The organism is uncultured Helcococcus sp. (genome assembly GCF_946998255.1).
Classification (GTDB): Bacteria; Bacillota; Clostridia; order Tissierellales; family Peptoniphilaceae; genus Helcococcus.
The window spans coordinates 1-5842 of the sequence record NZ_CAMPYN010000061.1 but is presented as its reverse complement, the minus strand read 5'-3'; the positions used below and the strand labels follow the sequence as shown (position 1 = coordinate 5842).

The window sequence follows — 5842 nt, the reverse complement described above, 5'->3', positions numbered from 1 at the left end:
ATCATAAAACCAATAAGAATTTAAACTCTACTTTTTGGGGGACACCTCAGAAACTACAAAACTGCTCCACATCTTTCTTACTACCAAATCTACAATACATATATTTCCAAAATCACTACTCAAACATCTACAAAATCTCAATCACCAACCCCAATCCCAGAAACCATTTATTTTCCCCACCCACTTTGATATAATAATAACCAAAGCTAAGATACACAAAGGAGGACTTATGATACAAGTAAAGAATTTAACAAAAGACTACGGTAAAAAGCTTGCTGTAGACAATATTAGTTTTGAAGTTAGAAATGGGGAGATATTAGGATTCTTAGGACCCAACGGTGCCGGTAAAACTACAACCATAAGCATGATAGTTGGTCTACTTGAAGCAACCAGTGGGACTATCATTATGGACGGTGGCATTGATGTTATAAAAAATCCATATGAAGCAAAGAAGAGGATAGCATTCCTACCTGACAACCCCGAAGTTTATGAAAACATGACAGGAAGAAAGTTTGTTCAATTTGTTGCCAACATATATGAAGTAAGTAAGGAAGACATGGAAGAGCGCATGAATAAATACGCCGATATGTTTGGTCTACAAGATGACCTTGACAGTCATATTTCTTCATATTCTCATGGTATGAAACAAAAGATTTCTCTAATTTCAGCCCTTATAAGCGATCCGGATGTATTGATTTTGGACGAACCAATGGTTGGACTTGATCCTAAGTCTTCATTCAACTTGAAAAATATTATGAGAGAAATGTGTGACAGAGGAAAGTCTGTATTCTTCTCATCCCATATCATGGAAGTTGTAGAAAAAATCTGTGATAGGATAATTATTATTAATAAGGGGAGAATAATAGCCGAAGGAACTATAGAAGAACTCAAAAACCACGCAGACTATCATGGTGACTTAGAACAACTATTCTTGGAGTTAACAAATGAATGATTTAACCACACTACTTAAAAAACAATTAGGATTTTACCTGGATATAAAGGGATTTTTCAATGACAAGAAAAGTCGTAAAAAATTCTTTGCTCTAGTATTTTCTGCCTTGTTAATGTTGTTCTACCTAGTTTTGATACAAAAATCCTTATTTAAATATTATGACTTATATTTAGAATTAGGCAAGGCAAAAAACTTGCTAATAACTGGTATATCAGCATATTTATCAGCAGTTTTGATATTTACAACAACAAGCAATATAGCAAAAATATATTACTCAAATGAAACTAAAATATTGCTAAGACTACCGATAAAACACAGCTCGATTTTCATTAGCAAGATCTTATCAGCTAGTTTTTCTGCTTTAGCATTTTCAATATTGCTAGTATTTCCAATGATATACAAGATAGGTGTATTCTACAATAAAAGCATACTATTTTATTTAGTAGCCTTAATTTCAACCTACCTTGTAACTGTGATTTTGATCAGTATAGAAATGCTAATCATAGTTTGGATAATGTACTATGTAAATAGGAGCAGTGTCCTAAAAAAAGCACTTAAATATATTTCTACAATAATATTCTTTTTATTTGTTGTAGGCTTACAACTCTTTATTCAACTTACGATAGGTGGGTCGTCAGCAGAAAATATAATGGAAAATATAAACAATACTCAAGGTATCTTTACCAAGGTCTATCCACAGGTAAATCTTTTTGCTAATGCCTTACTAGGCGAAAGTTTTGGCATAAGAGCCTTAAACTTTTTCCTACTGCTTGCAGCTACACTTGTACTTTTATATATAGTAGTAAAATTAGGATACAAGAGAATGGCATCAGGTGTATTAAATGAAAATGTGGTAAGTAAAAAGCATAAAAAGACAAAGTTTACAGAATACAAAACTCAAGCTTCATACATGGCAATCTGTAAAAAAGACATTAAAAATATATTTTCAAATGCTACTTATTTTATAAATAAATTTTCAATGGGTATTATTTTCCCATTATTCTTCGGAGGAGGAATATTAGTTGGCGGAAAAGAAGATGGATTAGATATCCAATCTTCACTCGAGCTTGTAAGAGGGTTTTTAGAAGAACATTATACTTTGGCCTTGGCTATAGTATTACTTGGCTTTATTCCAATAGCCTTATTCTTCGGATCATCTTCAGAATTAACAAGTTCAACTTTTTCAAGGGAAGGTAAAAATATGTGGATGATGAAGGTTTATCCAATCAAGACTAAAGACCAAGTATTGGGTAGGATACTAGCTTCTACTATATTTTTAGTATTAGCAAATATACCTGTCATACTCATCATTTCATATGTAGCAAAATTTGATTTACTAATAATGCTATCCCTATTCTTAGCATCATTTGTAATAGCCGCATTTTTAAGCTCCTTGAACTTAATCTTTGGCATATTATTTGCCTATACCGAATGGGACAATCCAGCCCAAGCTATCAAGGGTTCAAGATCATTGATCCCATTATTGATAAATGTTGGAATGATGGTTGGATTAGTTTACACCTTATTTAAAATACTTGGATCAGGTATAGAAGACCTAAGTGAAAATCTTATTTACCTACCTCTAATCATCTACGCAGTAATGGCTATATTGACATTCATCCTATATGTAATTGATAAGAAGCTATTAGAAAAACACCTTATTAAGATAGACTAATGTTTTAATATACTATCCTGGGGTATATCTTCTTTTATAGGATAAAAAAGAATTATTTATGAAAAAGAAGAGAAGAAAATATGACAAAGAAAATTGGTATTATTCAAGGTAGTTTAAGAAAAAATTCATTCAACAAAAAAATAGCAGAAACAATTGCAGAACTTTTACCTCAAGGCTATGAAGCTAAATTTATTGAGATAGGGGACCTACCACTATACAATGAAGACTATGATGATGGTACTTTAGAAATACCAGCATCATACACAAGATTTAGAAATGACTTAGAAGAATCAGATGCCTTCATTTTTATAACACCTGAGTACAATAGGGCAATGCCAGCAACTATCAAAAATGCTATAGACGTTGGATCTAGACCATACACAGATGTAAAATGGACAGGTAAAAAGGTAGCTGTAGCAAGTTCATCATTAGCTATGACAGGAGGACTTAGAGCAAACTATGAAGTAAAAACTTCATTAGCATTTTTAGGTGCAAATGTATTGGCTCAACCTGAAGTTATATTGTCAGCTATCCATGACAGCTTTGATGAAAATGGTCAATTGGTAGATGAAACAAAGGCATTTTTAGAAGGTTTTGTTGAAAATTTTGTTGGATTTATAGAATAAGAGAATAGATTAAATATTATAACTTTTAAAAGAAGAGGTTGTTGCAAAAAAACTTTCAGCAACTTTTTTTTTATTTCTTTATAATATTAAGTAATATTAAAAAAAAGGAGATGCTTATGAGAATTAGAGATGGACTTACTTATGATGATGTTTTATTAGTTCCTAAACATTCGGAGGTTACTCCCGATAAGGTAGATATCAAGACTAGACTTACAAAGAATTTATCTTTAGATATTCCAATTTTAAGTGCTGGTATGGATACTGTTACTGAATCTGACATGGCTTACGAAATGGCCAAGCAAGGTGGTATAGGTATAATTCACAAAAATATGGGAATTGAAGACCAAGCTAATCAAGTTAAAAAAGTTAAAGAAAAAGATGCTAATTTACTAGTTGGTGCCGCAATTGGTGTAAGTAATGACATGGAAGATAGAATTAAAGCATTGGTTGCTGCTAAAGTTGATGTTTTAGTTTTAGATAGTGCTCATGGTCATTCTAAAAATATTATTGATGCTTTAAAACATATCAAAGGAGAATATAAAGACGTTGAAGTCATTGCAGGAAATATAGCCACAAAAGAAGCTGCGCTAGCTTTAATTGAGGCTGGTGCCGATGCTATTAAGGTAGGTATAGGACCTGGTTCTATTTGCACAACTAGGATTGTTGCTGGTGTTGGAGTTCCACAATTAACTGCAGTTGCTGATGTGGTTAGCATAGCTAGACAGTATGATGTTCCAGTTATTGCAGATGGTGGTATTAAATATTCTGGAGATATTGTAAAGGCCTTAGCTGCTGGTGCTGACACTGTTATGCTTGGTAGCATATTTGCTGGTACTAAGGAATCTCCTGGTAAAGTTATAGAGGACAATGGACTTAAATATAAGGAGTATAGGGGAATGGGATCTATTCCTGCTATGCAATCGGGAAGCAAGGATAGATACTTCCAAAATGATACCAAGAAATTTGTTCCTGAAGGTGTAGAGGCCAGAGTTGAATACAAAGGAGAAGTTTCTGAGATAATTTATCAACTTTTAGGTGGTTTAAGAAGTGGTATGGGTTACCTTGGTGCTAAAGATCTAAAGAGCCTATTTGAAAGAGCAGAATTTGTTAAAATTACCAATGCTGGTTTCTTAGAATCCCATCCTCATAGTATTCAAATGACAAATAAAGCACCTAATTATTCTAAATAGGAGATATGATGACTGATATAAGAAGAGATGATAATATGGTCAGAATAGAAAACTTTGACCAAGCCGATTTATTTATTAATGATCAAATAAAAAGAATCAAAGAACAAGTTGGAGATAAGAAAGTATTACTTGCCTTGTCTGGAGGAGTTGATTCTTCAGTCGTTGCAGCTTTATTAATAAAGGCAATTGGCAAGCAATTAATATGCGTTCATGTAAACCATGGCTTGCTTAGAAAAGGTGAAAGTGAAGAGGTAGTTGAAGTATTTAAAAATCAACTAGATGCGAATTTAGTTTATGTAGATGCTAGTGAGAGATTTTTAGATAAATTAAAGGGAGTAGTTGATCCTGAAGAAAAAAGAAAAATTATTGGTAATGAGTTTATTGAAGTCTTTGTTGAAGAAGCAAGAAAAATAGAAGGTGTGGACTTTCTAGCTCAAGGAACCATATGGCCAGATATATTAGAAAGTGAAAAAGGTATCAAGGCCCACCACAATACCGGTGGTTTACCTGAAGACTTACGATTTGAACTAGTAGAACCAGTAAGAACTCTTTTTAAGGACGAGGTAAGAGTTGTAGGTAGGAGATTAAACCTACCTGATAGTATGGTAGATAGACAGCCTTTCCCAGGACCAGGTTTAGGAGTAAGATGCTTGGGAGAAATCACTAAAGATAGGCTAGAAGCCGTAAGAGAATCCGATGCAATACTAAGAGAAGAATTTGCAAAAAGTGGATTAAATAAAAAAGTATGGCAATATTTTACAGTAGTACCTGATTTTAAATCTACTGGTGTTAAAGATGGGAAAAGAAGCTTCGAATGGCCAGTAATCATCAGAGCTGTTAATTCAGTTGATGCAATGACTGCTGAAGTAGAAGATATAGACTTTAAGGTAATGAAAAATATTGTAAAAAGAATTACTAGTGAAGTAAAAGGTGTAAATAGAGTCTTGTATGACTATACACCAAAACCTACTGGCACGATTGAATGGGAATAATCACAAAAAAAATTAAAAGCTTTGTAAAATAAATGGTTACAGAAGATTAAAAACTGTAACTGGGATTAAAATGGGAACATTTGTTAAAAAGAATAAATTAAATAATAGTTCCAAGTGGTTTACATTTGGACAAAAAATTAGACCGTAGTTTCAAGCTGCGGTCTTTTTTGCGTATATATTATGACGATTAATTTATTTAGAGATCTACAATGGTTAATTTCAAATGCAACAAATAATATAAACTAGATTGCAAAGGCTACTAATACAACTGGTGTTATATACAAAAATGAAATTGATTCAATGAATAAAGAAATAGAAAAATTATCAAGAGAAATATGGCAGATCCATTTCCTACTTCTTAATAAATCAAAAGAAAGTTATGGTATTTAGTATGGCAATTACAAAAA

At 32.6% G+C, this 5842-nt stretch carries 4 protein-coding genes and 2 pseudogenes; all 6 read left to right on the top strand.

Features of this window, described 5'->3' with window-relative positions; all coding sequences use genetic code 11:
• Nucleotides 1-229: 229 nt before the first annotated feature.
• A complete protein-coding gene (locus Q0U66_RS05135; protein ID WP_297378234.1) occupies nucleotides 230-952 on the top strand; it encodes an ABC transporter ATP-binding protein in 723 nt (240 codons plus the stop codon).
• Nucleotides 945-2627, top strand: coding sequence for an ABC transporter permease (locus tag Q0U66_RS05130; protein ID WP_297378231.1), 1683 nt, complete (start codon nucleotides 945-947; stop codon nucleotides 2625-2627). Before Q0U66_RS05135 ends, Q0U66_RS05130 begins: the two co-directional genes overlap by 8 nt.
• Before the next feature lie 80 nt (nucleotides 2628-2707).
• Complete coding sequence (locus Q0U66_RS05125) at nucleotides 2708-3253, top strand: NAD(P)H-dependent oxidoreductase (protein ID WP_297378228.1); 546 nt, start codon at nucleotides 2708-2710, stop codon at nucleotides 3251-3253.
• A gap of 110 nt (nucleotides 3254-3363) precedes the next feature.
• Nucleotides 3364-4443: an IMP dehydrogenase gene (locus Q0U66_RS05120; RefSeq protein ID WP_297378225.1), complete on the top strand. Its 1080-nt coding sequence runs from the start codon at nucleotides 3364-3366 to the stop codon at nucleotides 4441-4443.
• A 65-nt stretch (nucleotides 4444-4508) separates the two neighbouring features.
• Nucleotides 4509-5435, top strand: a pseudogene (gene guaA, locus Q0U66_RS05115) (glutamine-hydrolyzing GMP synthase); the annotation flags it as partial.
• A gap of 171 nt (nucleotides 5436-5606) precedes the next feature.
• Nucleotides 5607-5825: pseudogene (locus tag Q0U66_RS05110) on the top strand (plasmid mobilization relaxosome protein MobC); the annotation flags it as partial.
• Nucleotides 5826-5842: the final 17 nt, after the last annotated feature.

Coding starts and splice junctions, on each gene's coding strand:
- Q0U66_RS05120 (WP_297378225.1), top strand. CDS start 3,364: ATGCTTATGAGAATTAGAGATGGACTTACTTATGATGATGTTTTATTA.
- Q0U66_RS05125 (WP_297378228.1), top strand. CDS start 2,708: ATGACAAAGAAAATTGGTATTATTCAAGGTAGTTTAAGAAAAAATTCA.
- Q0U66_RS05135 (WP_297378234.1), top strand. CDS start 230: ATGATACAAGTAAAGAATTTAACAAAAGACTACGGTAAAAAGCTTGCT.
- Q0U66_RS05130 (WP_297378231.1), top strand. CDS start 945: ATGAATGATTTAACCACACTACTTAAAAAACAATTAGGATTTTACCTG.